This window comes from Mycobacterium sherrisii, assembly GCF_002102355.1.
GTDB lineage: Bacteria > Actinomycetota > Actinomycetes > Mycobacteriales > Mycobacteriaceae > Mycobacterium > Mycobacterium sherrisii.
The window spans coordinates 13681-40098 of record NZ_LQPT01000028.1 but is presented as its reverse complement, the minus strand read 5'-3'; the positions used below and the strand labels follow the sequence as shown (position 1 = coordinate 40098).

The 26418-nt window shown below is 66.6% G+C and carries 27 protein-coding genes; 15 read left to right on the top strand and 12 right to left on the bottom strand.

From position 1 onward, the window contains the following. The first annotated feature begins 51 nt into the window (after positions 1 to 51). From AWC25_RS04995 to AWC25_RS04980, 4 genes are read left to right on the top strand one after another with little or no spacing between them, the layout of a single operon-like run. On the top strand, positions 52 to 1215 hold the full coding sequence (locus tag AWC25_RS04995) for a steroid 3-ketoacyl-CoA thiolase (RefSeq protein WP_069402330.1): 1164 nt from the start codon (positions 52 to 54) through the stop codon (positions 1213 to 1215). Between the two features lie 4 nt (positions 1216 to 1219). Continuing rightward, a complete protein-coding gene (locus tag AWC25_RS04990) occupies positions 1220 to 1606 on the top strand; it encodes a DUF8021 domain-containing protein (RefSeq protein ID WP_069402331.1) in 387 nt (128 codons plus the stop codon). Positions 1607 to 1618: 12 nt separating this feature from the next. After that, entirely contained in the window at positions 1619 to 2065 is a 447-nt protein-coding gene (locus tag AWC25_RS04985) for a nitroreductase family deazaflavin-dependent oxidoreductase (protein ID WP_085166436.1), read from the top strand. 38 nt (positions 2066 to 2103) lie between these two features. Further along, on the top strand, positions 2104 to 2553 hold the full coding sequence (locus AWC25_RS04980) for a nitroreductase family deazaflavin-dependent oxidoreductase (protein ID WP_069402333.1): 450 nt from the start codon (positions 2104 to 2106) through the stop codon (positions 2551 to 2553). 74 nt (positions 2554 to 2627) lie between these two features. Here AWC25_RS04980 and AWC25_RS04975 read toward each other — a convergent pair whose 3' ends face one another. After that, the gene (locus tag AWC25_RS04975; protein WP_085166435.1) at positions 2628 to 3533 is read right to left on the bottom strand and encodes an SDR family oxidoreductase; all 906 of its coding nucleotides are present in this window, start codon (positions 3531 to 3533) and stop codon (positions 2628 to 2630) included. A gap of 15 nt (positions 3534 to 3548) precedes the next feature. Beyond that, positions 3549 to 4307, bottom strand: coding sequence for an SDR family oxidoreductase (locus tag AWC25_RS04970; RefSeq protein ID WP_069402365.1), 759 nt, complete (start codon positions 4305 to 4307; stop codon positions 3549 to 3551). A gap of 104 nt (positions 4308 to 4411) precedes the next feature. Here AWC25_RS04970 and echA20 point away from each other — a divergent pair, with 104 nt between their 5' ends. From echA20 to ipdC, 4 genes are read left to right on the top strand one after another with little or no spacing between them, the layout of a single operon-like run. After that, positions 4412 to 5176: a (7aS)-7a-methyl-1,5-dioxo-2,3,5,6,7,7a-hexahydro-1H-indene-carboxyl-CoA hydrolase gene (echA20, locus tag AWC25_RS04965; protein ID WP_069402335.1), complete on the top strand. Its 765-nt coding sequence runs from the start codon at positions 4412 to 4414 to the stop codon at positions 5174 to 5176. Then, complete coding sequence (gene ipdA / locus AWC25_RS04960) at positions 5176 to 6057, top strand: cholesterol ring-cleaving hydrolase subunit IpdA (protein ID WP_069402336.1); 882 nt, start codon at positions 5176 to 5178, stop codon at positions 6055 to 6057. Before echA20 ends, ipdA begins: the two co-directional genes overlap by 1 nt. Next, on the top strand, positions 6054 to 6800 hold the full coding sequence (gene ipdB, locus AWC25_RS04955; protein WP_069402337.1) for a cholesterol ring-cleaving hydrolase subunit IpdB: 747 nt from the start codon (positions 6054 to 6056) through the stop codon (positions 6798 to 6800). Before ipdA ends, ipdB begins: the two co-directional genes overlap by 4 nt. Beyond that, positions 6797 to 7867 (top strand): (3aS,4S,5R,7aS)-5-hydroxy-7a-methyl-1-oxo-octahydro-1H-indene-4-carboxyl-CoA dehydrogenase, encoded by a 1071-nt coding sequence (ipdC, locus tag AWC25_RS04950; protein WP_069402338.1) that lies wholly within the window; start codon positions 6797 to 6799, stop codon positions 7865 to 7867. The genes ipdB and ipdC overlap by 4 nt, the downstream gene beginning before the upstream one ends. A 153-nt stretch (positions 7868 to 8020) precedes the next feature. Here ipdC and fadA6 read toward each other — a convergent pair whose 3' ends face one another. The 4 genes from fadA6 to ipdE1 form a co-directional block, all read right to left on the bottom strand. Further along, positions 8021 to 9181, bottom strand: a complete 1161-nt coding sequence (gene fadA6 / locus AWC25_RS04945) for a steroid 3-ketoacyl-CoA thiolase FadA6 (RefSeq protein WP_085166465.1) — start codon at positions 9179 to 9181, stop codon at positions 8021 to 8023. 87 nt (positions 9182 to 9268) lie between these two features. Then, complete coding sequence (kstR2, locus tag AWC25_RS04940; protein WP_085166434.1) at positions 9269 to 9913, bottom strand: TetR family transcriptional regulator KstR2; 645 nt, start codon at positions 9911 to 9913, stop codon at positions 9269 to 9271. Positions 9914 to 9955: 42 nt separating this feature from the next. After that, a complete protein-coding gene (gene ipdF / locus AWC25_RS04935) occupies positions 9956 to 10744 on the bottom strand; it encodes a (5R,7aS)-5-hydroxy-7a-methyl-1-oxo-2,3,5,6,7,7a-hexahydro-1H-indene-carboxyl-CoA reductase (RefSeq protein WP_069402341.1) in 789 nt (262 codons plus the stop codon). A gap of 28 nt (positions 10745 to 10772) precedes the next feature. Beyond that, positions 10773 to 11921: an acyl-CoA dehydrogenase IpdE1 gene (ipdE1, locus tag AWC25_RS04930; RefSeq protein ID WP_069402342.1), complete on the bottom strand. Its 1149-nt coding sequence runs from the start codon at positions 11919 to 11921 to the stop codon at positions 10773 to 10775. Positions 11922 to 12095: 174 nt separating this feature from the next. Between ipdE1 and fadD3 the strand changes: the two genes are divergently transcribed. From fadD3 to AWC25_RS04905, 5 genes are all read left to right on the top strand, one after another. Continuing rightward, positions 12096 to 13625 (top strand): 3-((3aS,4S,7aS)-7a-methyl-1,5-dioxo-octahydro-1H-inden-4-yl)propanoate--CoA ligase FadD3, encoded by a 1530-nt coding sequence (gene fadD3 / locus AWC25_RS04925; protein WP_069402343.1) that lies wholly within the window; start codon positions 12096 to 12098, stop codon positions 13623 to 13625. Positions 13626 to 13627: 2 nt separating this feature from the next. Continuing rightward, positions 13628 to 14773 (top strand): acyl-CoA dehydrogenase family protein, encoded by a 1146-nt coding sequence (locus AWC25_RS04920; protein ID WP_069402366.1) that lies wholly within the window; start codon positions 13628 to 13630, stop codon positions 14771 to 14773. Further along, complete coding sequence (locus AWC25_RS04915; protein ID WP_069402344.1) at positions 14770 to 15726, top strand: acyl-CoA dehydrogenase family protein; 957 nt, start codon at positions 14770 to 14772, stop codon at positions 15724 to 15726. Before AWC25_RS04920 ends, AWC25_RS04915 begins: the two co-directional genes overlap by 4 nt. Positions 15727 to 15876: 150 nt before the next feature. Further along, complete coding sequence (ipdE2, locus tag AWC25_RS04910) at positions 15877 to 16827, top strand: acyl-CoA dehydrogenase IpdE2 (protein WP_085166433.1); 951 nt, start codon at positions 15877 to 15879, stop codon at positions 16825 to 16827. Then, a complete protein-coding gene (locus AWC25_RS04905; protein WP_069402346.1) occupies positions 16824 to 17993 on the top strand; it encodes a pyridoxal phosphate-dependent aminotransferase in 1170 nt (389 codons plus the stop codon). Before ipdE2 ends, AWC25_RS04905 begins: the two co-directional genes overlap by 4 nt. Here the strand turns inward: AWC25_RS04905 and AWC25_RS04900 are convergent. Then, a complete protein-coding gene (locus tag AWC25_RS04900; RefSeq protein WP_232327275.1) occupies positions 17983 to 19818 on the bottom strand; it encodes a fatty acyl-AMP ligase in 1836 nt (611 codons plus the stop codon). The two genes, AWC25_RS04905 and AWC25_RS04900, sit on opposite strands and share 11 nt — an antisense overlap. Before the next feature lie 212 nt (positions 19819 to 20030). Continuing rightward, positions 20031 to 20861, bottom strand: coding sequence for an arylamine N-acetyltransferase family protein (locus AWC25_RS04895; protein WP_069402348.1), 831 nt, complete (start codon positions 20859 to 20861; stop codon positions 20031 to 20033). Positions 20862 to 21114: 253 nt separating this feature from the next. Here AWC25_RS04895 and AWC25_RS04890 point away from each other — a divergent pair, with 253 nt between their 5' ends. Further along, positions 21115 to 21591, top strand: coding sequence for a hypothetical protein (locus tag AWC25_RS04890; protein WP_069402349.1), 477 nt, complete (start codon positions 21115 to 21117; stop codon positions 21589 to 21591). Positions 21592 to 21612: 21 nt separating this feature from the next. On the opposite strand, the gene hsaB is transcribed toward AWC25_RS04890, so the two are convergent. The 4 genes from hsaB to hsaA are packed head-to-tail and all read right to left on the bottom strand — an operon-like array spanning position 21613 to position 25177. Continuing rightward, positions 21613 to 22179, bottom strand: coding sequence for a 3-hydroxy-9,10-secoandrosta-1,3,5(10)-triene-9,17-dione monooxygenase reductase subunit (gene hsaB, locus AWC25_RS04885; RefSeq protein ID WP_069402350.1), 567 nt, complete (start codon positions 22177 to 22179; stop codon positions 21613 to 21615). Between the two features lie 14 nt (positions 22180 to 22193). Beyond that, the gene (gene hsaC / locus AWC25_RS04880) at positions 22194 to 23096 is read right to left on the bottom strand and encodes an iron-dependent extradiol dioxygenase HsaC (RefSeq protein WP_069402367.1); all 903 of its coding nucleotides are present in this window, start codon (positions 23094 to 23096) and stop codon (positions 22194 to 22196) included. Positions 23097 to 23101: 5 nt separating this feature from the next. Then, on the bottom strand, positions 23102 to 23989 hold the full coding sequence (gene hsaD / locus AWC25_RS04875; RefSeq protein ID WP_085166432.1) for a 4,5:9,10-diseco-3-hydroxy-5,9,17-trioxoandrosta-1(10),2-diene-4-oate hydrolase: 888 nt from the start codon (positions 23987 to 23989) through the stop codon (positions 23102 to 23104). A 3-nt stretch (positions 23990 to 23992) separates the two neighbouring features. After that, complete coding sequence (gene hsaA / locus AWC25_RS04870; RefSeq protein WP_085166431.1) at positions 23993 to 25177, bottom strand: 3-hydroxy-9,10-secoandrosta-1,3,5(10)-triene-9,17-dione monooxygenase oxygenase subunit; 1185 nt, start codon at positions 25175 to 25177, stop codon at positions 23993 to 23995. A gap of 158 nt (positions 25178 to 25335) precedes the next feature. Here hsaA and AWC25_RS04865 point away from each other — a divergent pair, with 158 nt between their 5' ends. Continuing rightward, a complete protein-coding gene (locus AWC25_RS04865; protein ID WP_085166430.1) occupies positions 25336 to 26418 on the top strand; it encodes a ferredoxin--NADP reductase in 1083 nt (360 codons plus the stop codon).

Here is a 26418-nt window from a genome sequence, read left to right as displayed (position 1 = left end):
GGTCATCATCGCCGCTTGTCAGAGTAATGAAACGTGTTCTAGCCTGACCGAATGGGTAACCCTGTCATTGTTGAAGCCACACGCAGCCCCATCGGCAAACGGAACGGATGGCTGTCCGGCCTGCATGCCACCGAGTTGCTGGGGGCCACGCAGAAGGCACTAGTCGAGAAGGCCGGTATTGACCCCGGCATGGTCGAGCAGGTGATCGGCGGCTGCGTCACGCAGTTCGGCGAGCAGTCCAACAACATCACCCGGGTCAGCTGGCTCGTCGCCGGTTTGCCCGACCATGTCGGCGCGATGACCGTCGACTGCCAGTGCGGCAGCGGTCAGCAGGCCAACGGTCTGATCGCCGGCCTGATCGCCGCGGGGGCCATCGACGTCGGCATCGCGTGCGGCATCGAAGCGATGAGTCGCGTCGGGTTGGGCGCCAACGCCGGGCCCGACCGCAGCATCCTGCGGCCCGCGTCGTGGGACATCGACCTGCCCGACCAATTCACCGCCGCCGAGCGCATCGCCAAGCGCCGCGGCATCACGCGTGAGGACATCGACCAGCTCGGCTTCGACTCACAGCGCAAGGCTCAGCAGGCGTGGGCCGAGGGCCGGTTCGACCGCGAGATCAGCGGCATCGAGGCGCCGGTGCTCGACGAGAACAAGCAACCGACCACAGAACGCCACGTCGTCACCAAGGACCAGGGCCTGCGTGACACCACCCTCGAGGGCCTGGCGTCGCTGAAGCCGGTGATCGAGGGCGGAATCCACACGGCGGGCACGTCGTCACAGATCTCCGACGGTGCGGCCGCGGTGTTGTGGATGGACGAGGACAAGGCCAAGGCGCTGGGGCTGCGGCCGCGGGCCCGCATCATCAGCCAGGCGCTGGTCGGCGCGGAGCCCTACTACCACCTGGACGGCCCCGTGCAATCGACCGCGAAGGTGCTCGAGAAGGCCGGCATGAAGATGGGCGACATCGACATCACCGAGATCAACGAGGCATTCGCGTCGGTGGTGCTGTCCTGGGCTCGCGTGCACAACCCGGACATGGACAAGGTGAACGTCAACGGCGGCGCGATCGCGTTGGGTCACCCGGTGGGCAGCACCGGCAGCCGGCTGATCACGACCGCGCTGCACGAGCTGGAGCGCACCGATCAGAGCACCGCGTTGATCACGATGTGCGCGGGCGGCGCCCTGTCCACCGGCACGATCATCGAGCGCATCTAACGCATTGATCGTCTCCGAGGAGAACCGCATCGCCGCGGCGCAGGCCTACATCGACGCGCTTGTCAGCCATGCCGGCGATGCGGTTCCGTTCGCGGCCGGCTGCACCCGCACCGAGCAGGGAATCAAGAACGGGTTCTCCGGAAACCACTTGCGGCGCAGCCTGAATCGTGGTCTGCAGTATCGCCTGATCGCCGAGACGACATCGCCGGACTATTCCATCGCCGGCGACGAGGTGCGGGCGGAGTACGTGGTGTTGACCAAGGCGGCATTCGGCGGTCGCAGGCTGGCCGCCCGGGTTGACGAGACGTTCCTGATCCCCGCCGAAAGCCCAACCGGGCAAGCCGAAATCCAGCACATCAAGGTTCGGTTTCATCCGTTCATTCAGCGCTAAGGGGCCGAGCACATGGAAAAACCGAAAGCTCTCAACTCGCCCGTCGTCGGCTTCTTCATCAAGTGGATGTCGAAGGGCAACGCGTGGATCTACAAGCGCAGCAACGGAAATTTCGGCGGCGTCTTCCAGAAGAGTCCGGTTGCACTGCTGACCACGACCGGCCGCAAAACCGGCCAGCCGCGGGTGAGCCCTCTGCTATACCTGCGCGAGGGCGACCGCGTCGTCCTGGTCGCCTCCCAGGGCGGCCGCGACAAGCACCCATTGTGGTACCTCAACCTGAAGGCCGATCCCAAGGTGACCGTGCAGATCAAGGACGAGGTGCTGCAGTTACAGGCGCGGGACGCCACCCCGCAGGAGCGCGCCGAGTACTGGCCGAAACTGGTGGCGACGTACCCGAACTTCGATGACTACCAGTCGTGGACCGATCGGGTTATTCCGGTGGTCATCTGCGACCCCTAGCGTTTCGGGATGCTCCGGGCGGGAATCATCCGGACACCATGTCTCAGCAACGGTGGATTCGTAATTCTCGGCTATTAGCCGTCCTGCTCAGGTATTTCGCGCGCGCCCACATTTTCGTGTACCGCCACACCGACGGCATCCTGGGCGCGCGGCTGCTGTGGTTGCCGGCGGCATTGTTGACCACGATCGGGCGCAAGTCCGGGGAACCGCGCACCACCGCCACGCTGTACCTGCGCGACGGTGATCGGGTCGTGCTGCCGGCTTCCTTCGGCGGGCGCGACGAGCATCCGCTGTGGTATCGCAACCTCAAGGAGAATCCACACGTGCAAGTGCAGATCGGTGCCGAGCATCTGCAGCTGCGGGCTCGCGACGCCACCGATGCCGAACGCGCCCGGTATTGGCCGCCGTTGATGCGGATGTACCCGCCTTACCGGAACTATCGTGCGGCGGCCGACCGGGTGGTTCCGTTGGTCATCTGCGAACCCTAGCCGCTGCTATCCCGCAAACGTGCACTCAGTACGCCCAATCAGCGGCGCTGTCAATGCACATTCGGGCGGAAGGGTCAGGCGCCGTAAACCGGGACCGGTGGACGCGACTTGGCCAACAGGTCGGCGACGACCGGGCCCAGCTCGGCGGGGTCCCAACGCGCGCCCTTGTCGATCTGCGGCCCGTGCGCCCAACCCTCGGCGATGCGGATCTTGCCGCCCTCGACCTCGAAAACCTTCCCGGTGACGTCTCGGGACTCGACGCTGCCCAGCCAAACCACCAGCGGGGAAATGTTTTCTGGTGCCATAGCATCGAAATCCTGGTCCTGCGTGGCCATCATCTCGGCGAAGACCGTCTCGGTCATGCGGGTGCGCGCGGACGGCGCGATGGCGTTGACTGTCACGCCGTAGCGGCCCATCTCGGCAGCGGCGACCAGCGTCATGGCGGCGATACCGGCCTTGGCGGCGCTGTAGTTGCCCTGCCCGACGCTGCCCTGCAGGCCCGCACCCGAACTGGTGTTGATGATCCGTGCATCAACGGTTTTGCCCTCTTTGGACTGGGCACGCCAGTACGACGCGGCGTGGCGCATGGTGGCGAAGTGGCCTTTCAGATGCACGGCGATGACGGCGTCGAACTCTTCCTCGCTGGTGTTGGCCATCATCCGGTCGCGCACGATGCCCGCGTTGTTCACCAGGACGTCGAGCCCGCCATAGGTGTCGACGGCGCTCTGGATCAGGGCGGCGGCCTGCTCCCAGTCGGCGACGTTGGAGCCGTTGGCGACCGCTTCGCCACCGGCCGCGGTGATCTCGTCGACGACCGACTGTGCGGCGCTGCCGCCAGTAGCCGGTGAGCCGTCCAGACCCACACCGATGTCGTTGACGACGACGCGCGCACCTTCGGCCGCGAATGCCAATGCGTGCGCGCGGCCAATTCCGCCGCCCGCTCCGGTGACGATGACGACACGGCCGTCAACTAGCCCCATATTTTCTCGTCTCCTCTACTTGATCGCGCTGGCGTTCGTGGTCGCCAGATAATGTGGCGGCTCGCCGCCCCCGTGCACCTCCAGCGACGCGCCGCTGATGTAGCCCGCGGCGTCGGAGGCCAAAAACGCTGCGGCCCAACCGACATCCTCGGGCTTGGCCATCCGTCCCAGCGGCACGTTCCGGGAGATCGCGGCGATCGATTCGGCGTCGCCGTAAAAAAGGTCGGCTTGTTCGGTTTCGACCATGCCGACCACGCAGGCGTTGACCCGCACATTCGGTCCCCACTCCACCGCCAATGTCTGGGTGAGGCTTTCCAGCCCGGCCTTGGCCGCTCCGTACGCTCCGGTGCCCGGGGAGGGGCGTCGGCCGCTGAGACTGCAGATGTTCACAATCGACCCGCCGCCCGCCTGTTGCTGCATCTTCTCGTTGGCGAACTGCGAAACCAGCAGCGGGCCAATCAGGTTGAGCTCGATGATCTTGCGGTTGAACTTCGGACTGGACTCCGCCGTCAGGACGTAGGGCGACCCACCGGCGTTGTTGACCACGACGTCGAGACGGCCGTGCCGTTCGACGATCGTGTTGATCAACGACTTGACGGCTTCCTCGTCGCGAACATCGCAGGGATGAAATTCATGCGGCAGCCCCTCGACGGCGCGGCGTGCACAGGTGACGACGGTCGCGCCCTGCTGCGCGAAGACCGCACTGATGCCGAGGCCCACACCGCGGACCCCACCGGTCACCAGAACCACCCGCCCGGCCAATCCAAAATTGATGGCGCCCACGGAAAGGGGGCCTGCCTCGGCGCGAGTCACTGTGCTAGCGTACCAAGCAAGTGCTTGCTTAGGTAGTCGGCCGCAATTTGTTCAGGAAGTGCCAATTGACGATCACATCCACCAGCACCGAACCGGGCATAGTCGCGGTCACCGTTGACTATCCGCCCGTCAACGCCATCCCGTCGCAAGGCTGGTTCGAACTCGCCGACGCGATCACGGCGGCGGGCGCCGACCCCGAAACCCACGCCGTGATTCTGCGGGCCGCGGGCCGCGGGTTCAACGCCGGCGTCGACATCAAGGAGATGCAGCGCACAGAGGGTTTCACCGCGCTCATCGACGCCAACCGCGGGTGCTTCGCCGCCTTCCGCGCCGTCTACGAATGCGCCGTACCCGTCATCGCGGCCGTGAACGGTTTCTGCGTCGGCGGCGGCATCGGACTGGTCGGCAATGCCGACGTCATCGTCGCCTCCGACGACGCCACCTTCGGGCTGCCCGAAGTGGAACGCGGCGCCCTCGGCGCGGCGACACATTTGTCCCGGCTTGTCCCCCAACACATGATGCGGCGACTATTCTTCACCGCGGCCACCGTGGACGCCGCGACCCTGCACCACTTCGGTTCGGTGCACGAAGTGGTGCCACGCGACCAGCTGGACGAGGCCGCACTTCGAGTGGCCCGCGACATCGCAGCCAAAGACACCCGCGTCATCCGCGCGGCCAAAGAAGCGCTGAACTTCATCGACGTCCAGCGCGTCAACTCGAGTTACCGCATGGAACAAGGCTTTACGTTCGAGCTGAACCTGGCCGGTGTGTCGGACGAGCACCGCGACGCGTTCGCCGGCACCAGCAAGGGCGAGAGGAGCGGCGCGTAGTGGCCGACAAGAGAACGACGCTGGGCGAAGCGGTCGCGGGATTGCGCAGCGGCATGACCATCGGCATCGGGGGCTGGGGCTCGCGACGCAAGCCGATGGCGTTCGTGCGCGCCATCCTGCGCACCGATATCCAGGACCTGACGGTGGTCAGCTATGGCGGACCCGACCTCGGCCTGCTCTGCGCGGCGGGCAAGGTCAAACGCGCCTACTACGGCTTCGTCTCGCTGGACTCCCCGCCGTTCTACGACCCATGGTTCGCCAAGGCCCGCGGCGCCGGCCAGATCGAGGCGCGAGAGATGGACGAGGGCATGCTGCGGTGCGGACTGCAGGCCGCAGCCCAACGGTTGCCGTTCCTGCCGATTCGTGCCGGGCTGGGCAGCTCGGTGCCGGACTTCTGGGAGGGCGAGTTGCAAACCGTGACTTCGCCCTACCCGACCGATGGCGGCCACGAGACCCTGATCGCCATGCCGGCACTGCGCCTGGATGCCGCGTTTGTCCACCTGAATCTCGGTGACAGTCAAGGCAATGCCGCCTACACGGGGATAGATCCCTACTTCGACGACCTGTTCCTGATGGCCGCCGATCGGCGCTACCTCTCGGTGGAGCGCGTCGTCGCGACCGAGGACCTGGTCAAGGCGGTGCCTCCGCAGGCGTTGCTGGTCAACCGCATGATGGTCGATGCCGTCGTGGAAGCGCCCAACGGCGCCCACTTCACCACCGCGGCACCGGATTACGGTCGCGACGAGAAGTTCCAGCGGCACTACGCCGAGGCTGCATCGACCGAGCAGGGCTGGCAGAAGTTCACCCAAACCTATCTGTCCGGCAGCGAAGACGACTATCAAGCCGCCGTGCGCGCGTTTGGCGAGGAGGCCGTGAAATGAGCGCCACCCGGGCCGAAGTGTGTGCGGTCGCCTGCGCCGAGTTGTTCCGGGACGCCGGTGAAATCATGGTCAGTCCAATGACGAACATGGCGTCGGTGGGGGCGCGGCTGGCCCGGCTGACCTTCTCCCCCGATATCCTGCTGACCGACGGCGAGGCGCAGCTGCTGGCCGACACCCCGGCCCTGGGCACCCCGGGCGCCGTCGAAGGGTGGATGCCGTTCGGCCGGGTCTTCGAGACCCTGGCCTGGGGCCGGCGGCATGTGGTGATGGGCGCCAATCAGGTTGACCGCTTTGGAAATCAGAACATCTCGGCGTTCGGACCACTGCAGCGGCCCACGCGGCAGATGTTCGGTGTGCGCGGCGCACCCGGCAACGCCATCAATCACGCGACCAGTTACTGGGTGGGCAACCATTCCAAGCGGGTGTTCTGCGAAAAAGTGGACATCGTCTGTGGAATCGGCTGGGACAACGTCGATGCCGACAACCCGGCATTCCGCTTCGCCAACACCTATCGAGTGGTGTCCAATCTCGGCGTCTTCGACTTCGGCGGCCCCGACCGGACCATGCGAGTGGTGACCCTGCACCCCGGGGTGACGCCCGACGCCGTGCGAGATAACACCTCGTTCGAGATTCACGGCCTTGACTCCGCCGGGGAGACTCGGCTGCCGACCGACGAAGAGTTGCGCCTGATCCGCGAGGCTATCGATCCGAAATCGCTGCGCGACAGAGAGATTCGGTCGTGAGGCTGCGCACTCCGCTGACCGAGCTGGTCGGAGTCGAGCATCCGGTGGTGCAAACCGGGATGGGTTGGGTGGCCGGTGCGCGGCTGGTGGCGGCCACCGCCAACGCGGGCGGGCTCGGGATCCTGGCGTCGGCCACCATGACCCTGGACGAGTTGGCGACGGCCATCAAGAAGGTCAAGGCCGCGACCAACAAGCCGTTCGGCGTCAACATCCGCGCCGACGCCGCCGACGCCGGCGATCGGGTCGAGCTGATGATCCGCGAGGGCGTCAAGGTCGCGTCCTTCGCGCTGGCGCCCAAGCAGGAGTTGATTGCCCGCCTCAAAGAGGCCGGCGCCGTGGTGATCCCGTCGATCGGCGCGGCCAAGCATGCGCGCAAGGTGGCGAGCTGGGGGGCCGACGCGATGATCGTGCAGGGCGGTGAGGGCGGGGGTCACACGGGTCCCGTCGCGACGACCCTGCTGTTGCCGTCGGTGCTGGATGCGGTCCGGAGCAGCGGCATCCCGGTCATCGCGGCGGGCGGGTTCTTCGATGGCCGTGGTCTGGCCGCGGCACTGGGCTACGGCGCGGCCGGGGTGGCGATGGGTACCCGGTTCCTGCTCACCTCGGATTCGACCGTGCCGGACGCGGTCAAGCAACGCTATCTACAGGCGGCGCTGGACGGCACCGTGGTTACCACTCGCGTCGACGGGATGCCGCATCGCGTGCTGCGCACCGGACTGGTTGAAAAGCTGGAAAGCGGTTCGCCGATAAGGGGTTTCACCGCCGCGGTGCGCAATGCCGGGAAGTTCAAGCACATGTCGCAGATGACGTGGCGGTCGATGATCGCCGATGGCATGGCGATGCGCCACGGTAAAGACATGAGCTGGTCGCAGGTCGTGATGGCGGCCAACACGCCGATGCTGTTGAAAGCCGGCCTCGTCGAGGGGAATACGGAAGCCGGTGTGCTGGCGTCGGGTCAGGTCGCCGGCATCATCGAGGATCTGCCGTCGTGCGCCGAGCTGATCGAGTCGATCGTGGGGGATGCGATCAAGCACCTGCAGTCGGCGGCCGCCCTGATCGAGGACTGACGGCGCCTCGACTGTTGCGCTGCGGCTTTGACAGTCACGCCACGGCGTGGTCCGTCGGCGTGTCGCCGCCCGGGACGCACACCCAAAGCCGCAGCGCAACAGTCGAGGCGGTGATGCGTCGTTTACCCTGCCAGTGTTGCACCGCGCCATCGGCTACAAGCGCTCGATGATGGTGACGTTGGCCGTGCCGCCGCCCTCGCACATCGTCTGCAAACCGTAACGGCCGCCGGTACGCTCGAGCTCGTTGAGCATGGTGGTGAACAGCTTTGCGCCGGTGGCGCCCAGCGGGTGACCGAGGGCGATCGCGCCACCGTTGGGGTTGACCTTCTCCGGGTCGGCCTTGACTTCCTTGAGCCAGGCCATCACCACCGGTGCGAACGCCTCGTTGATCTCCACGGTGTCGATGTCGCTGATCGACAGGCCGGTCTTGTCCAGCGCGTAGCGCGTGGCCGGAATGGGACCGGTGAGCATGAACACCGGGTCGGCCGCCCGGGCACTGATGTGGTGGATGCGCGCGCGTGGCGTCAGCTTGTGGTCCTTGACTGCCTGCTCGGACGCCAGCAGCACCGCGCTGGCACCGTCGGAGATCTGGCTGGCCATCGCCGCGGTCAGCCGGCCGCCCTCCACCAGGGTCTTCAGGCCGGCCATCTTCTCCAGCGACGACTCGCGCGGTCCCTCGTCCACCCGGAACGGCCCGGATTCGGTTTCCACGGTGAGGATTTCGTTGTCGAAGTGGCCGTTGCGGATCGCCGCGAACGCGCGCTCGTGGCTGGCCAGTGAATACTGCTCCATCTCCTCGCGCGACAAGTTCCACTTCTCGGCGATCATCTCCGCGCCGCGGAACTGGGAGATCTCCTGATCACCGTAACGGTGCAGCCACTGTTTGGACTCGTTGGTCGGCGAGGTGAAGCCGAATTGCTCGCCGACCGTCATCGCCGACGAGATTGGGATCCAGCTCATGTTCTGCATGCCGCCGGCCACGATCAGGTCGGCCGTACCCGCCATAATCGCCTGTGCACCAAAGGAAATCGCCTGCTGACTGGAACCACATTGGCGGTCCACGGTGACGCCCGGAACCTCCTCGGGATAACCGGCCGCCAGCCAGGACAGCCGCGCGATGTTGCCCGCCTGACCACCGATGGCATCGACGCACCCGGCGATCACATCGTCCACCGCGGCCGGGTCGACGTCGACCCGGTCGAGCAGTCCCCGCCACGCATAAGCGCCCAGGTCGACGGGATGGACCCCGGCCAGTGCACCGTTGCGCTTGCCGACCGCGGTACGTACAGCGTCAATGACGTACGCCTCAGCCATGGTGTCGCTCCTCCTCATCACTTCGTTCTGCATCGTCACCGACACGAGCCATGGTGTCGCTCCTCCTCATCACTTCGTTCTGCATCGTCACCGACACGAGCCATGGTGTCGGTCCGCCTCATCACTTCGTTCTGCATCGTCGTTGGTGATCCCGCCGAGCACGATGGCGAGATATTGCTGTCCCACCTGTTCCGCGGTGAGCGGCCCGCCGGGTCGATACCAGCGCACCGACACCCAGGTGGTGTCGCGGATGAACCGGTACACGAGGTCGACGTCGAGGTCGGGCCGGAAGTACCCCCCGTCGACGCCTTGATGCAGCAGCTCGACCCACATCTTGCGCTGCTGCCGGTTCATGTCCTCGATGTAGGCGAACCGGGGTTGGGCCAGCAGCCGCTGGGCTTCGTCCTGATAGATCACGACCTGCGCGTGCCGATGCTCGATGGCTTCAAACGACGCCATAAACAGTCCCTTGAGCCGCTCCAGCGGATTGGGTTCGGCGTCGATGATTTCGCGGTACCGGGCGAACAGCCAATCCAGGAAGCTGCGCAGCACTTCGTCGACCATCTCCTCTTTCGAGGCAAAATGGTGATACAGACTGCCCGACAAAATCCCGGCTCCATCAGCGATGTCCCGCACGGTGGTGGCACGCAGTCCGCGCTCGGCGAACATCGTCGCGGCGAGTTCGAGCAACTCGTCTCGTCGACTATTGGCCTGACCGGGCACGCGGTCCATCCGATCAGAGTATCAACCAAGCGCTTGCTTGGCCAGTTGGCATCAGGGGTGCTGGCTGGACACCGAGATCACCTCGCCGGTGAGGTAACTCGAGTAGTCGCTAGCCAGGAACGCGATGGTGGCCGCGACCTCCCAGGGCTCGGCGGCGCGGCCGAACGCCTCCCCGGCGGCCAACCGGTCCAGCAGCTCGGCCGACGACGTCTTTTCCAGGAACTTGTGCCGGGCGATGCTCGGGGACACCGCGTTGATGCGAACCCCATACTCGGCGGCTTCGATTGCGCTGCAACGGGTTAACGCCATCACCCCGGCCTTGGCGGCGGCGTAGTGCGACTGCGAGTGTTGCGCCCGCCAGCCCAGCACGCTCGCGTTGTTGACGATCACGCCGCCGTGTTGCGCGTCGCGGAAGTAGCGCAGCGCCGCGCGGGTGGCGCGCAGCACCGAGGTCAGTGTGACGTTCAGGACGCGGTCCCACTCCTCGTCGGTCATGTCCACCACCGCGGTTTGGCCGCCCAGCCCGGCATTGTTGACCAGCACGTCGATGCGTCCCAACCGGGCGTTCGCCGAGGAGATCAGCGCGTCAACCTGCGCCGTCGACGTCACGTCGCACACCACGTGCTCGACCCGGCCGAGGCCCAAACCCGACAGTTCCTCGGCGGTCTGGCCAAGCCGGCGCTCGTGATGGTCGGAGATCACGACGTCGGCCCCCTCGGCGAGGGCCCGGCGCGCGGTCGCCGCGCCAATGCCGGTACCCGCTGCCGCGGTAACGACGACGACCTTGCCCGTCAGAAGTCCATGTCCCGCAATCTCTTTCGGAACCTCGGACAGACTCATGCTTCCTCCAATGTCTTCGCGCAAGCGCTCATCCCCGAACTTCTCGGGGTAGGCCGAGCACCCGCTCGGCGATGATATTGCGCTGGATCTCGTTGGATCCGCCGTAAATGGTGTCGGCGCGGGTGAACAAGAACAGTCGCTGCCACTCGTCGAATTCACCGTCGGACAACGTCATACCGGGCTTGCCGATGATATCCATCGCGAGCTCACCCAGATCGCGATGCCAGTTGGCCCACAACAGCTTTGACACGTTATCTTGGCCCGGCTGCTCGACGTCCATCGTGGCCAGGGCGTAGGAGCGCATGGCCCGCAGACCGGTCCAGGCCCGGGTGAGCCGAGCCCGGATGACGGGATCGTCGGCGGCCCCGTTGCGCTGCGCGAGCTGCACGAGATTGGAAAGTTCACGCGCATAGCGGATTTGCTGGCCGAGCGTGGAGACGCCACGTTCGAACGTCAGCGTCCCCATCGCCACCCGCCAGCCGTCGCCGGGTGCGCCAACGACCATGCTCGCGTCGGTGCGGGCGTCGTCGAAGAACACCTCGTTGAATTCCGCGGTACCCGTGATCTGGACGATCGGGCGCACCTGCACGCCCGGCTGATCCAGCGGCACCAACAGATACGACAGGCCCGCGTGCCGCTTGGAACCCTTCTCGGTGCGCGCCACCACGAAGCACCACTGCGACAGGTGCGCCAGCGACGTCCACACCTTTTGCCCGTTGATCACCCACTGGTCGCCGTCCAACTCCGCGGTCGTGGAGACGTTGGCCAGGTCACTGCCGGCGCCGGGTTCGGAATAGCCCTGGCACCACAGCTCGGTGACGTCGAGGATGCGCGGCAGGAAGCGCTGCTGCTGCTCGGGTGTCCCGAACGCGATCAGCGTGGGACCCAGCAGCTCCTCGCCGAAGTGATTGACCTTGTCCGGCGCGTCGGCCTTGGCGTACTCCTCATAGAACGCGACCCGATGCGCCGTCGACAGTCCGCGGCCGCCGTGCTCGACGGGCCACCCCAGACAGGTCCACCCCGCCGCGGCTAGATGCTGGTTCCACGCCCGGCGCTCTTCGAACGCCTCGTGCTCGCGACCGGGTCCGCCGAGGCCCTTCAGCGCTGCGAATTCGCCGACCAGATTGTCGGCCAGCCAAGTGCGGACCTCCGCCCGGAACTCCTCGACGTCCTGCATGCCCTGTAGGCTAACCTACCAAGCACTTGCTTTGTTAGGAGCGTCGCCGATGGCCGCCGTGCACCGGGGAGGAGATAGAGCTTTCATGCGTCACGCCCCGACACTGCAGCGGCTGCGACGACACGCCGTGCAAGGTCGCAATGGTTTACGTCTCGGCGGCGGCGAGCGGCGCTGATGACTCCGCGCACCGTGCCCGCGGCGTTGGATCGTCTCGTCGACCAGCTGCCCGACCACCCCGCGTTGATCACCGACGAGCGCTCCTTCACCGCGACCGAACTGCGCGACGAGGTGCACCGCGCGGCCGCCGCGCTGATCGCGCTGGGTGTCGAGCACGGCGATCGGGTGGCCGTGTGGTCGCCCAACACCTGGCACTGGGTGGTGGCCTGCCTGGCGATTCATCACGCCGGCGCCGCGATGGTCCCGCTGAACACGCGCTACACCGCGGCTGAAGCCGGCGACATCCTGGCCCGCACCGGTGCGCCGGTGTTGTTCGGCATGGGCCGCTTCCTCGGCCACGACCGCGTGGCCGACCTGCACCGCGAGGCGCTGCCGGTGCTGCGGCACATCATCCGTATTCCGATCGAGGCGGACGACGGGACGTGGGACGAGTTCATCGCCCGCGGCACCGACAGGAGCGCGGTGCTCACCCGCGCGGCCGCCGTCGCACCCGACGACGTCAGCGACATCCTGTTCACCTCCGGCACCACCGGACGCAGCAAGGGGGTGCTGTGCGCACACCGGCAATCGCTGTCGGCGTCGGCGTCCTGGGCGGCCAACGGCAAGATCACCAGCGACGATCGCTACCTGTGCATCAACCCGTTCTTTCACAACTTCGGCTACAAGGCCGGAATCCTGGCGTGCCTGCAGACGGGCGCGACGCTGATCCCCCACCTCACCTTCGACCCGTTGCGCGCGCTGCAGGCCATCGAGCAGTATCGCATCACCGTATTGCCCGGGCCGCCAACGATTTACCAGACGCTGCTTGATCACCCGGCACGCGGCGACTACGACCTGAGCTCGCTGCGATTCGCGGTGACCGGCGCCGCGACCGTGCCAGTCGTGTTGGTGGAACGCATGCAATCCGAGCTCGACATCGACATCGTGCTGACCGCTTACGGCCTCACCGAGGCCAACGGCATGGGTACCAGCTGCCGAGCCGACGACGACGCTGTGACCGTCGCGACCACCTGCGGGCGCCCGTTCGCCGACTTCGAATTGCGCATCGACGCAGCCACTCCCGGGGAAGCCGGCGAGGTGCTGCTGCGCGGCCCGAATGTCATGCTGGGCTATCTGGACGACCCGGCGGCCACCGCAGCGGCGATCGACGCCGACGGCTGGCTGCACACCGGCGACATCGGCGCGGTGGACCGAAACGGCAACCTGCGCATCACCGACCGACTCAAGGACATGTACATCTGCGGCGGTTTCAACGTCTACCCCGCCGAGGTCGAACAGGTGCTGGCCCGGATGGACGGGGTGGTCGACGCGGCGGTGATCGGGGTTCCCGACGAGCGTCTCGGTGAGGTAGGACGGGCGTTCGTGGTGCCCCGCCCGGGCGCCGAACTCGCCGAACAGACGGTAATTGCTTATTGCCGAGAACATCTGGCGAACTTCAAGGCACCTCGATCGGTGCGGTTCGTCGACGCGTTGCCCCGCAATGCGGGTGGCAAGGTGGTCAAGCCACAACTGCGAGAATGGACCTGATTTTGGACCTGGAACTGGACGAAGAAACGCTGGCGTTCGCGGCGGAGGTCCGCGAATTCCTCGCGGCCAACGCCGACTCGATTCCCACCAAGTCGTACGACAACGCCGAAGGCTTTGCCCAGCACCGGCATTGGGACCGGGTGTTGTTCGACGCCGGCCTGTCGGTGATTACCTGGCCGACCAAGTACGGCGGCCGCGCCGCGCCGCTGCTGCACTGGGTGGTGTTCGAGGAAGAATACTTTCGCGCCGGCGCACCGGGGCGTGCCAGCGCCAACGGCACCTCGATGCTGGCGCCAACGTTGTTCGCCCACGGCACCGAAGAGCAGCGCGATCGGATCTTGCCGAAAATGGCCAGCGGAGAACAGATCTGGGCCCAAGCTTGGTCGGAACCCGAGTCCGGCAGCGACCTGGCCTCGTTGCGGTCCACCGCGACCCGGACCGAAGGCGGCTGGTTGCTCAACGGGCAGAAGATCTGGAGTTCGCGATCCCCGTTCGCCGAAATGGGCTTCGGACTCTTCCGGTCTGACCCGACCGCCGAGCGCCATCACGGGCTGACCTACTTCATGTTCGACCTGAAGGCCAAGGGTGTCACCGTGCGCCCCATAGTGCAGCTGGGCGGAGACACCGGCTTTGGCGAGATCTTTCTCGACGACGTCTTCGTGCCCGACCGCGATGTCATCGGCACCCCGAACGAGGGTTGGCGCGCGGCGATGAGCACCTCGAGCAACGAGCGCGGCATGTCGCTGCGCAGCCCGGCCCGATTCCTGGCGGCCGCCGAAAGATTGGTGCAGCTGTGGCGGGACGCTGGCTCACCCGTCGAGTTCACCGACCGGGTTGCCGACGCCTGGATCAAGGCGCAGGCCTACCGGTTACAGACCTTCGGCACGGTGACGCGGCTGGCCGCCGGCGGCGAGTTGGGCGCGGAATCGTCGGTCACCAAGGTGTTCTGGTCCGACCTCGACGTGGCGATCCACCAGACCGCGATCGATATTCGCGGCGCCGACGGCGAGATCGCCGGCCCGTGGACCGACGGCCTGCTGTTCGCACTGGGCGGGCCGATCTATGCCGGTACCAACGAGATTCAGCGCAATATCATCTCCGAGCGGTTGTTGGGTCTGCCGCGCGAGAAGTCCGGAGGCACCAAGTGAAATTCGCGCTCGACGAGCAGCAGCGTGACTTCGCGGCGAGCATCGACGCGGCGCTGGGCGGTGCGGACTTGCCCGGCGCGTCGCGTGCCTGGTCCGACGGTGACCTCGCCCCCGGCCGCAAGGTGTGGGAGCAATTGGCCGACCTCGGCGTCACGGCGCTGGCCGTGCCAGAGAAATTCGACGGACTGGACGCTCATCCGGTGGACCTGGTGGTCGCGCTGGAACGACTGGGTCGGTGGTGCGTGCCGGGACCGGTCGCCGAATCCATCGCCGTGGCACCGGTTCTGCTGGCCGGTCAGGCCGACCACAGCGCCGCGCTGTCCTCCGGGGAGTTGATCGCCGCGGTCGCGCTGCCGCCGGACATGCCGCGGGCGGTGGATGCGAACGCCGCCGGCCTGGTGCTGCTGGCCGGCCCCGACGGGGTCAGCACGGCAACCGCGGGGGCCTGCCACCGCTCCGTCGACCCCAGTCGGCGCCTGTACGACGTCACCGCGACCGCTGCACCGTGGCAGGCGGACATTCAGCGCGCCTACGAGTTCGGGGCGCTGGCCACCGCCGCGCAGCTGGTCGGGGCCGCCGAGGCGCTGCTGACCGACAGCGTCGCCTACGCCAAACAGCGCTCGCAGTTCGGTCGCATCATCGGCTCGTATCAGGCGATCAAACATAAGCTGGCCGACGTGCACATCGCGATCGAGTTGGCGCGCCCGCTCGTGTACGGGGCCGCGCTGGCGCTGGCCGAGGATGCGGGCACCGCGGCGCGCGACGTGAGCGCGGCCAAGGCAGCGGCGGCCGATGCCGGTCTGCTGGCCGCCCGCTCTGCCTTGCAGACCCACGGCGCAATCGGTTTCACCCAGGAACACGACCTTTCCCTATGGTTGCTGCGGGTACAGGCATTGCGCTCGGCCTGGGGCACTCCGGAGGCGCACAAGCGCCGGGTGCTGGCGGTGCCATGAGCCGCGTGCCAAAGGCGCCATCGAACCGCGTGCCGAAGGCGCCATTGAATCGCGCCGGCGACGACGCAGCACGCAGTAATGAGGAGGAGCGGCGCCATTGAATCGCGCCGGCGACGATGCAGCACGCAGTAATGAGGAGGAGCGGCGCCATTGAATGAAGAACGGGAACTGCTGCGCGACACCGTCGCCGCGCTGGTCGCCAAGCACGCCAATTCGGCGGCCGTTCGCGCGGCGATGGAATCCGAGCGCGGCTACGACGACGGACTATGGCAGCTACTGTGTGAGCAAGTGGGTGCCGCCGCTCTGGTGATCCCCGAGGAACTGGGCGGCGCCGGTGGTGAATTGGCCGATGCGGCAACGGTTTTGCAAGAACTCGGCCGCGCCCTGGTGCCCTCGCCGCTGCTGGGTACCACGCTGGCGGAGCTGGCATTGCTGGCGGCACCCGAGCCGGACACCGAAACAATCGAAGCGCTGGCCGCCGGAACGTCGATCGGGGCACTGGTGCTCGACGCCGACTACGTGGTCAACGGCGACATCGCCGATGTCGCCGTCGCCGCCACCGACGGCCGGTTGCGCCGGTGGACGAGGTTCAGCGCAGAAGCCGCGACCACGATGGACCCCACCCGTCGGCTGGCCGCCCTGCGGCCGCAGGACACCGTCGAATTGGGTCCCGACCCCGGGCTCGCCGACACCGCGGCGAGCCTACTGGCAGCCGAGCAGATCGGCGCCGCCGAGCGTTGCCTGGAGCTGACGGTCGAATACACCAAGAGCCGAGTGCAGTTCGGTCGGCCGATCGGCAGCTTCCAAGCACTCAAACACCGGATGGCCGACCTGTACGTGATGATCGCCGCGGCCAAGGCCGTGGTGTCAGAGGCCTGCAACGATCCCAGCCCCACCACCGCGGCCACCGCTCGGCTGGCCGCCACCGAGGCGCTGTGTACTGTAGCGGGCGAGAGCATTCAGCTGCATGGCGGCATCGCGATTACCTGGGAGCACGACATGCATTTGTATTTCAAACGCGCGCACGGCAGCGCCCAATTGCTGGGCGCCCCTCAAGAGATGCTGCGCCGACTGGAATCCGAGGTGTTTCAGACGTCGTGAACGATTCGGTCGCGCTGCGCGCCGGCATCCCGCCGTTCCATGTGATGGACGTGTGGCTGGCGGCCGAGGAGCGTCAACGCAGGCACGGCGACTTGGTCAACCTGTCGGCAGGCCAACCGAGTGTGGGCGCCCCGGAGCCGGTACGCGCGGCCGCCGCGGCCGCCCTGCAGCGCAACCAGCTCGGCTACACCGTGGCCCTGGGCATCGCCGAGCTGCGCGCCGCGATAGCAGCGAATTATCAACCCGTACACGGAATCTCCGTCGATCCCGATGCGGTGGTCATCACCACGGGCTCGTCGGGCGGATTCTTGCTGGCGTTTCTGGCGTGCTTCGACGTCGGGGATCGAGTCGCGATGGCCAGCCCGGGTTACCCCTGTTACCGCAACATCCTGTCCGCGCTGGGCTGCGAGGTGGTCGAGATCCCCTGCGGCGAACAGACGAGATTCCAGCCCACCGCGCAGATGCTCGCCGAACTCGACCCGCCGGTGCGCGGCGTCGTCGTCGCCAGCCCGGCCAATCCCACCGGAACCGTCATTCCCCCCGCGGAACTGGCGGCGATAGCGTCCTGGTGCGATGCCTCCGGCGTGCGGTTGATCAGCGACGAGGTCTACCACGGCCTGGTCTACGACGGCGCCCCGCGAACCAGCTGCGCCTGGCAAACCTCACGAAATGCCGTGGTGGTCAATAGCTTTTCGAAATATTACGCGATGACGGGGTGGCGGCTGGGCTGGCTGCTGGTCCCGCGCGAGCTGCGCCGCGCGGTGGATTGCCTGACCGGAAATTTCACCATCTGCCCGCCGGTGCTGTCCCAGATTGCCGCGGTGGCCGCGTTCACCCCGGAGGCAACCGCCGAGGCCGACCGCAACCTGGACCACTACGCGGCAAACCGGAACCTGCTGCTGAACGGCTTGCGTGGCATCGGCATTGACCGGCTGGCGCCCACCGACGGTGCCTTCTACGTGTACGCCGACGTCTCCGACTTCACCGAGGACTCGCTGGCGTTTTGTTCAAAGTTGTTGGCCGATACCGGCGTTGCGATTGCTCCCGGCGTCGACTTCGATACCGAGCGAGGCCACAAGTTCGTTCGGCTCTCGTTCGCCGGACCGGCAAACGACATCGAAGAGGCGCTGCGCCGGATCGGCCCGTGGCTGTCCGTCAGCGGTTGAACTTGCCGGCGAGATACTCCGTCCGGCAGGCGCTGCGGGCGAGTTTGCCGCTCGTCGTGCGGGGAATGGTGCCCGCGGCGACCAGCCGCATGTCGGCGACGCGTACCTGGTGATTGCGCGAGATGGCGGCCCGCACGGCGTCGGCGACCGCACCGAGGTCGGCGCGGCCGGCCCCGGCCGCTCGCTCGGCCACCACCACCAACTGCTCCCCGGAGCCACCGTCGACGGAGCCCAGCGCGTCGGCGGGCACGGAGAACGCGGCAACGTAGCCGGTGCGGATCGCCGCTGAGGCCCCGCCGACCGTGGTCTCGATGTCGAATGGATAGTGATTGCGGCCGTCGATGATGATCAGGTCCTTGATGCGGCCTGTCAGATACAACTCGCCGTCGAGGTAGACACCGAGATCACCGGTCGCCAACCAGTAACCGTTGTCGGCGGCACCCTCGGCGTGGCTGCCGTCGTCCAGCCGGGACTGCAGCTTGTTACCGAACACCCGTCGGGTCTCGTCCTCACGCCCGAAATAGCCGCGGCCGATGTTGTTGCCGTGCAACCAGATTTCACCCACCGTGCCGTCGGGCACCTCGGCGCCGTCGGAGTTGGCGATCACGGCCCACTGATCGGGGATTGGCTGGCCGCAGGACACCTGGGCGACCGCGCCCGGCGCATCGGGGGCGACGACCACCGCGCGGCCCTCGCCGAGCTGCTCCCGGTCGAGGTAGACCGCACTGGCCGCAGCGGCCTGGGAGATGCTGGCCACCGACAGCGTCGCCTCGGCCATTCCGTAGGACGGCTTGACCGCATTGGACGGCAGGCCGTACGGGGCGAACGCGTTCGTGAATTTCTCCACGGCCGACATGGTGACCGGCTCGGACCCGTTGAGGATGCAGACCACGTTGCGCAGGTCGAGTGTCTCACCGGCCGGGGGTAACCCACGCTCGGCGGTCAGCTCGAACGCGAAGTTGGGAGCCGCGGCGAAGGTGCGGCCGTGCCTCGACTCGATGCTCAACTGCTTGATCCAGCGGTAGGGCCGGCGCAGAAACGCCATCGGATCCATGATCGTCATGTGTGCGCCGAAGAACGCCGTGAACATGATCATCATCAGACCCATGTCGTGAAACAGGGGTAGCCAACTCACCGTTCGGACATCCACATCCAGGCCGCCGCTCATCACCATCTGCATCGCGTTGGTGTAGACGGACCGATGCGTGATCTCCACGCCGGCCGGTGACCGGGTGGAACCCGACGTGTACTGCAGATAGGCGATGTCGTCGGTGTCGAGATCCGCGCCCTTGAACATCGCGCCGAGCGTCTCCGGCAGTTCGTCCACGGCGATCATCCGGGGTCGCTGGCCCGGCGCCAGCGTCCGGATGAACGTCCGGACCGACTCGGCGGCGCTGGCGGTGGTCAGGACCGCGGCGGGCCGGGCATCGGCCAGCACCGCGGCCAAGCGCTCGGTGTGGCCCGCCATGGTCGGCGCGAAGAGTGGGACGGCGATTGTGCCGGCGTAGACGGCGCCGAAAAAGGCCGCGACATAGTCCAGGCCCTGGGGGGCGAGGATCGCCACCCGGTCCCCTGGCTGGGTTACCTGCTGCAGGCGAGCGCCGATCGAGCAGACCCGGACCCAGAGCTCGTTCCAGCTGAGCACCACGGGATGTCCGTCGGGTTCGTGCGAGTAGTCCAGAAAGCGGTAGGCGGGGTCGTCACCGTGCAGCGCGCGGTTGTGGTCGAAGTACGACGTCAGGGTCAGGCCGTCGGGAACATCGATCCGGGACCCGCGACTCTGGCGACGGGCCGTCTCGCCCGATGTGGGCACAGCAGTATCCACCAAGTGATCCCGACTCACGGTAGAACAGGTTAATGGGCGTGCGTCTGATTTGCCGCACTGGTTGCTTATGGCACAGCTCACGCCAACCCGTATTGTCGCTGCTCATGGCCCGCTAACGCCCGCCCGGACGGCGCGTAAATAATTTGCCAGCATCGAATATCGAGCCCGATTTCGGCGCATTTCCGGTCGCCGCGGATGCCGGCAAATGGCCGTCAATTGCCAAGCGTTGCGGCGATCCGCGCTTCGAGCTCACCGCGCGGGCCGAGACTGTCGAGGTCGATCCCGAAGCGGTCGGCCAGGACGTCGACGACCGCGGCCGCATCGTCGAGGACGGTCTTATCGGTCCCGCTGGCGCGGTGGACGGCCAAATTCCGGCCTGACAGATTGACCCGGGCGTCGTCGGTGACCGTCGCCGCGATCAGCCCGGTCACGAAGTGCGAGCCGGGGTTGGTCGAGACGTACCAGCTGCCCACCGTGAGGTCGATCTGCGGCCGGGTCTGCGGGGTGAACTCGTACAGCGACTGCCACTCACCGCGGACCTCGGCCTGCAACACCAGGCCGTCGCCGCGGTCCGCCAACCGGTAGGGCTCATGCGTTGTTTGCTGGACGGTCCCCGTCTCGAAGCGGATCGGCGACGTCAGGGTCTGGCCGCCAAAACCGACGTCGACGAGATAGGACCCCTGCGAGCCGGGGAACGTGACGGCAAGCGCGGTGTGGGTCATCGCCGGCACCGGCGCGTCTGGCGCCAACATCCAGACCACCCGCCCGGCCAGCCGGCGCACCCGGAAGCCGAGTTCGGCCAGCACGTAGCCCATCAGCCCGTTCTGTTCGTAGCAGTAGCCACCCCGGCGCCGGGTCACCAGCTTGTCGAACAACGCAGCAGGGCCCAGATCACCGACCGGCACGCCCAGCAACGGGTCGAGGTTCTCGAACGGGATGGTCCGGGTGTGGGCCGTCATCAGGTCCTGCAGCACCTCGAGTGTCGGCTCGGCGGGGCCGCGGTAGTCGACCCGGTCGAAGTAGCCGGCCAAGTCCAGTCTCATCCGTCCATTCTGGCCGAACGCCGAAGCGGCGGGCCGGGCGCGCCTGCGGCGACTGCCCGGGGCATCGCACATCGTGAGTTTGTTTGATATATGTCTAATACGGGGATCCGTACCGGATCGGCCCGGTGGCCCGACCCCTCGACGGGCCACCGGGCACCCTCACCCGGGCACCCGCGGTCTTGTTTCAGGCGTGTCGTACACGGGGAACCGAGTGGGGTAAAGCCACGCCGCCGCACAGATATCGGAGCCCCTGATGAGCCACAACACCTTATGGATCGTGATCGCCGTCGTAGTCGCGCTGCTGCTGATCGCCGGCGTGATCGTCGCCATCAACGCCACCCGCGGTCGTCGCCATCGGCAAGCCGAGCAGATTCGTGAGCAGGCCCGGCTGGAGTCGGCCAAACTCGAACGACGCGAGGCGCTCGCCCAGGAAACCGCCGCCAAAGCCCGCGCCGCGCAAGCCGAGGCGGAGGTCAAGGCAGCCGAGGCCGCTCGGTTGCAGGAACATGCCGCCGCGCATCAAAGCGAGGCCGCGGCATCGCGCGAACAACTTGAACAGCAATGGGATCGGGCCGACCGCATCGATCCCAAGGCCGGAAAGCACGGCCGCCACGAGGCCGACGGCGACAAAGCCGCCGCCGACGCCCCAGCATCATCGGCCGAGCCGGCACAAACGACCACGGACGCAGGCGTAGCCCCGCAGGAAACCTATCGCGGCACCCAACGCTGACGCGGCGGTGCCGGTGCGGCGCTACAGCCAGGTGTCCTGGGTTGTGGTGGTGAGAAATGCTTCCAGGTCGTCGCGCCACTGCGCGGGGGTGGTCTTGTCCGGCTCGATACCGGTGTACTCGCCGCGATAGAACAGCAGGGGTCGCGGCTTGATCTTCGGTGCCTCCGAAAGGGATTGCACCGCACCGAAAACCACGAAGTGGTCGCCGCCGTCGTGCACCGAGGACACCGTGCAGTCGATGTAGGCGAGCGAGCCATCAATGATTGGCGAGCCCAATTCCGATGGATGCCAATCTATCCCGGCGAACTTGTCCGCCTCCTTGGAACCGAATCGCGCGGAAACGCCCTTCTGCTGCTCGGTGAGCATGTTGACGCAGAACCGGCCGCTGGCCTCAATGGCCCGCCACGACCGCGACACCTTGGTGGGGCAAAACAGCACCAGCGGCGGATCGAGCGACAGGGCCGCAAACGACTGACAGGCGAAACCGACAGGAACGTCGTCATGCACGGTGGTGATGATCGTTATCCCGGTGCAGAACTGGCCGAGCACGTTTCGGAAGGTACGTGGATCGATGGGCGCGGCGGTCATGGTCGGCCTCGGAATCAGCTTTTGAAGCCGACGCTGAAATCGTGACCCCACAGGCTGACGGCCGTGCTTTCCCGGGCAACCCAGTCGTCGCCTTCGACCGTTCTTCCCTCGCAACCAAATTCGATGTCGAATCCACTTGGCGTCTTCATGTAGAAGGACAACATCAGATCGTTGACGTGGCGGCCCAGGGTGGCCGACATCGGCACCTTGCGGCGCAACGCCCGGTCCAGGCACAGGCCGACGTCGTCGGTCTGTTCGACCTCGACCATCAGGTGCACGATGCCGCTGGGCGTCTGGCCGGGCATGAAGGCCAGGCTGTGGTGACGCGGATTGCAGCCCAGGAACCGCAGCCACGCCGGCGGACCGTCGGCGGGCCGGCCCACCAGTTGGGGCGGCAGCCTCATCGAGTCGCGCAGCTTGAAATCCAGTACGTCCCGGTAGAAGTGCAGTGTCTCTTCGTCGTCGCGGGTGGTCAGCACGACGTGTCCCAGACCCTGCTCCGCGGTGACGAACTTGTGCCCGTACGGGCTGACCACCCGGCGGTGCTCTAGGGCCGCGCCGTGAAACACCTCGAGGCAGTTACCGGACGGATCGGCGAACCGGATCATCTCGTCAACCCGGCGATCGGCCAGCTCGGCGGCGGTCGCTTCCTTGTAGGGCGTGCCCTCAACGTCGAGTCGATTCCGAATCTCCTGCAGCCCAGCAGCATTCGCGCATTCCCAACCGGCCTCGATGAGCCGGTCCTGCTCACCGGGAACGATCACCAGCCGGGCCGGGAAGTCGTCCATGCGCAGATACAGCGCACCGTCGGTGCTGCCTCGACCCTCGACCATGCCGAGAACTTTCAAACCGAAATCGCGCCAGGCCGCCATGTCGGTGGCCTCGATACGCAAATACCCTAGAGATCGGATCCCCATGCTGCTCACCGCGCACCTCCCAGAAAATCGATGGTGAGCTTGTTGAACTCGTCGAACCTCTCCACCTGCGCCCAGTGCCCGCATTGCCCGAACACGTGCAACTGAGCACGTGGAATGGTTTTCAGGGCGACCAGCGCGCCGTCGAGCGGGTTGACCCGATCCTCGCGGCCCCAGATCAGCAGCACCGGCTGACGCAGCCGGTGCACCTCGCGCCACATCATGCCGAGCTCGAAATCCGCACCGGCGAAAGACATTCCCATCGCGCGGGTGGCCGCCAGCGATTCCGGCGTGTTGGCCAGCGCGAACCGCTGCTCGACCAGCTCGGGGGTGATCAGTTTCTGGTCGTAGACCATCACCCGCAGAAACGCCTCGAGGTTCTCCCGGGTCGGCTCGGCGGAGAACTTGCCCAACCGCTTGACGCCTTCGGTCGGGTCCGGGGCGAACAGATTGACGCTCACCCCGCCCGGACCCATCAGCACCAGGCGTCCGGCGCGGTCGGGGTAGTCGAGCGCGAACCGGACCGCGGTACCACCGCCCAGCGAATTGCCCACCAGCGGAACACGTCCCAGCCCCAGCTGGTCGAACAGGCCGTGCAGCGCCCGGGCCGCGTAGCGATTGAACTGCCCGTGCTCGGCGCGCTTGTCGGAGTGACCGTAGCCCGGCTGATCGACGGCCAGTACATGGAACTGCCTAGCCAACACCGGGATATTGCGGGAGAAGTTCGTCCAGCTCGCCGCCCCAGGACCACCGCCGTGCAGCAGTACCACCGTTTGTTCGTTGCCTACCCCCGCCTCGTGGTAGTGCAGCCGCAGCGGCCCATCCACGTCCACCTCCGCGAAGCGCGAGGTGGATTCGAAGGTCAGTTCCTCGGTCTCGGACTGAGTCGCTGCCATCGCCTAGACCATGGTGTCGCCGGGAGGCAACCCGAACTCGTGATTGCCGAAGATCTGGTAGGCGCGCTCGGGGTCGTTGGCCGCGTGCACCCGTCCGGCGTGCGCATCGCGCCAGAACCGTTGCACCGGTTGATCGTTGGCCAGCGCCGTGGCGCCGGACGCCTCGAACAACCGGTCGATGGAGGCGATCGCACGTCCGGTGGCCCGAACCTGGTCGCGTCGCGCACGGGCGCGCAGCTCGAACGGGATCTCCGTGCCGGCGGCCAAGAGCGCATACTCGTCGGCGACATTTCCGCTCAGCTGGCGCCACGCCGCGTCGATGTCGCTGGCGGCCTCGGCGATGCGCACCTTGGCGAACGGGTCGTCCTTGGCCTTCTCACCGGCGAACGCCGCACGCACCCGCTTGCCCTGGTGCTCGACGTGGGCGTCGTAGGCGCCGTAGGCCATCCCGACGATGGGCGCCGAAATAGTCGTGGGATGCATTGTGCCCCAGGGCATTTTGTAGACCGGAGCGGTGTTCGTCTGGTAGCCGCCGGCGGTTTGGTCGTTCATGGCCTTGTAGGACAGGAAGCGGTGCCGTGGCACGAAGACGTCCTTGACGACGATGGTGTTGCTTCCCGTGCCGCGCAGCCCGACGACGTGCCAGACGTCGTCGATGCGGTACTCGCTGCGCGGGATCAGGAAGCTGCCGAAGTCGACGGGCCGGCCATCCTTGATGACGGGCCCGCCCAGGAACGCCCAGGTGGCGTGGTCGCAGCCCGACGACCAGTTCCAGGAGCCGCTGACCAGGTAGCCACCGTCGGTCACGACGCCGGCACCCATCGGGGCGTACGAGGACGACACCCGGGTCTTGGGGTCCTCGCCCCACACCTCTTCCTGGGCCTGCTGGTCAAACAGTGCCAGATGCCAGTTGTGCACGCCGATGATCGAGCTGACCCAACCGGTGGAGCCACATGCGCTGGCGATGCGCCGCACCGCCTCGTAGAACAGGGCGGGGTCGCATTGCAGACCCCCCCACTGCTCGGGCTGCAGCAGGGTGAAAAAGCCGACCTCGTCGAGTTCGGCAACGGTCACGTCGGGCAGCCGGCGCAGGTCCTCTGTCGCCTGAGCGCGCTCCCGGATTTTGGGGAGCAGATCGTCGATCCCCGCCAAGACCGACTGCGCGTCACGCTGTTGAATGGACGTCACTTACGTTTGCCTCCTGGGCCAGACTTACTCCACTGGACTTACCCAGCAGACTAGAACATGTTCTGATTTGTGTCGAGCAGGGTATTCCTGCGGCTGGTAGCGATATAAATCGGCTTTTCTGTAACATGTTCTAGTTGTCAGGAAAGGGAGGGCGGGTCTTGACGGAAGCAGATCTGGACGAGCCGCTGGGCGACCACGTCCTTGAGCTGCAGATCGCCGAGGTCGTCGACGAAACGAACGAAGCGCGCTCCCTGGTGTTCGCGGTGCCGGACGCGTCGGGCGACCCCGCGATTCCGCCCGAACGGCTGCACTACGCACCGGGCCAATTCCTGACCTTGCGGGTGCCCAGCGAGCGCACCGGGGCGGTGGCGCGGTGTTACTCGCTGTGCAGCTCACCGTTCACCGACCAGGCGCTCACGGTCACGGTGAAACGCACCGCCGACGGCTACGCATCCAACTGGCTGTGCGACAACGCGAAGCCCGGCATGCGGATTCACGTGCTGGCACCCTCGGGCAACTTCGTGCCCAAGACGCTCGACGACGATTTTTTGCTATTGGCCGCGGGCAGCGGAATCACCCCGATCATGTCGATCTGCAAGTCCGCGCTGTCGGAGGGCAGCGGTCAGGTGACGCTGGTCTACGCCAACCGCGACGAGAACTCGGTGATCTTCGCCGAGGCGCTGCGCGAGCTGGCCGCCGACCACCCCGACCGGCTCACGGTGCTGCACTGGCTGGAGTCGTTGCAGGGGTTGCCCAGCGCTGCCGCGCTGGTCAAGCTGGCCCGGCCGTTCACCGACCGGCACGCCTTCATCTGTGGGCCCGGCCCGTTCATGGAGGCCGCACGGCAGGCGCTCGAAACACTGAAAGTGCCTGCGTCCCATGTGCATATCGAGGTGTTCAAATCGCTGGAGTCAGATCCCTTCGCCGCGGTGACAATCGACGACACCGAGACGGGCGATCAACCGCCGGCCACCGCCGTCGTGCAGTTGGACGGGGAAACCCATACCGTGTCGTGGCCACGCAACGCCAAGTTGCTCGACGTGCTGCTGGCCAAGGGCCTCGATGCGCCGTTCTCCTGCCGAGAAGGACACTGCGGGGCATGCGCCTGCACGCTCAAAAGCGGCAAAGTGAACATGGAAGTCAACGACGTGCTCGAGCAGCAGGATCTCGACGACGGGCTGATCTTGGCCTGTCAATCTCACCCGGAATCTGATTCGGTAGAAGTCACCTACGACGACTAG